The 1,350-nt window shown below is 47.8% G+C and carries 1 protein-coding gene; it reads left to right on the top strand.

Going from position 1 to position 1,350, the window contains the following annotated elements; genetic code table 11:
• The coding region (locus ACTXGJ_RS12610) for an FAD-binding oxidoreductase (RefSeq protein ID WP_443566155.1) at nt 1–1,347 on the top strand (1,347 nt) is incomplete at its 5' end.
• Between the last annotated feature and the right edge of the window lie 3 nt (nt 1,348–1,350).

The following is a 1,350-nucleotide window of genomic DNA, read 5'->3' as shown; positions in this document are numbered from 1 at the left end:
AGCCAAATCAAAACCGATAGCGAGAGCCTAGAGCACTGGGGCAAAGACTGGACCAAACATTTTGCGCCCGCCGCCTCTGCCATTGTTTTTCCAAAATCGACCGAGCAAGTGCAAGCTATCGTATTATTAGCCAACGAGCATAACGTGGTCTTGACCCCAAGCGGTGGTCGTACTGGCCTATCGGCAGGCGCAGTGGCCGCTAACGGCGAGATAGTCGTCAGCATGGATAAGATGAATCAGATTGGCACATTTTATCCCGCTGATCGCCTAGTGGAGATCGAAGCCGGTGTGGTCACCGAGCAACTGCAGCAGTTCGCTGAATCTAAGGATTTGTACTATCCGGTTGATTTTGCCTCGGCAGGTTCGAGCCAAATGGGCGGCAACATCGGCACCAATGCCGGCGGCATAAAGGTGATTCGCTATGGTATGACCCGCCAATGGATTATGGGCTTAACGGTAGTCACTGGCAAAGGTGATATCTTGCACCTCAATCGCGGGATGATCAAAAACGCCACCGGTTATGACTTGCGTCAATTGTTTATCGGCTCTGAGGGCACGCTAGGTTTCGTCACTCAGGCGCAGATTAAGCTAGACCGACTCCCGCAAGACTTAAACGTCATGGTGCTAGGCATGGACAGCTTCAACGATGTGATGAACGTACTATCCGCCTTTCAGGCTAAGATTGATTTAACTGCTTTTGAGTTCTTTGATGAGGTGGCAATAGATAAGCTTATGGCACATGGTCAAGTACAAGAGCCGTTTGAATCGCGCACCAAGTTTTATACTCTGCTAGAGTTCGAAGCGCCTTATGAGCCGATTATGGATAAGGCGATGGCAATCTTTGAGAAGTGTATGGAGCAAGGCTGGGTTGCCGATGGCGTGATGAGTCAGAGCCTGGCGCAAGCAGCAGAGCTATGGAAGCTACGCGAATATATCTCTGAGACCATCTCGGTCTTTACGCCCTATAAGAACGACGTGTCGGTACTCATCAGCTACGTGCCTGAGTTTATCGAAGAGATTGATGCGATTGTCAGTAGCAACTATCCTGATTTTGAAGTGTGTTGGTTTGGGCATATCGGCGATGGGAATTTACATCTTAATATCTTAAAGCCTGAGAACATGAGCAAAGATGACTTCTTTGATGAGTGTCAAATCGTTAATAAATATGTGTTCGAGACGGTACAAAAATACGGTGGCTCGGTATCGGCTGAGCATGGTGTAGGGATGACTAAGAAGCCTTATCTAGAATATAGCCGTAGCGCCCTTGAGATTGACTATTTGCGCGAGGTCAAAAAGGTCTTTGATCCTAATAATATTATGAATCGTGGTAAGATTTTCGATATGTAGTAG

It is taken from the genome of Psychrobacter sp. 1Y11 (assembly GCF_052259045.1).
Lineage (GTDB): Bacteria > Pseudomonadota > Gammaproteobacteria > Pseudomonadales > Moraxellaceae > Psychrobacter.
Note: the sequence above shows the minus strand (reverse complement) of the source record. Positions and strands in the feature narration are given on the sequence as shown.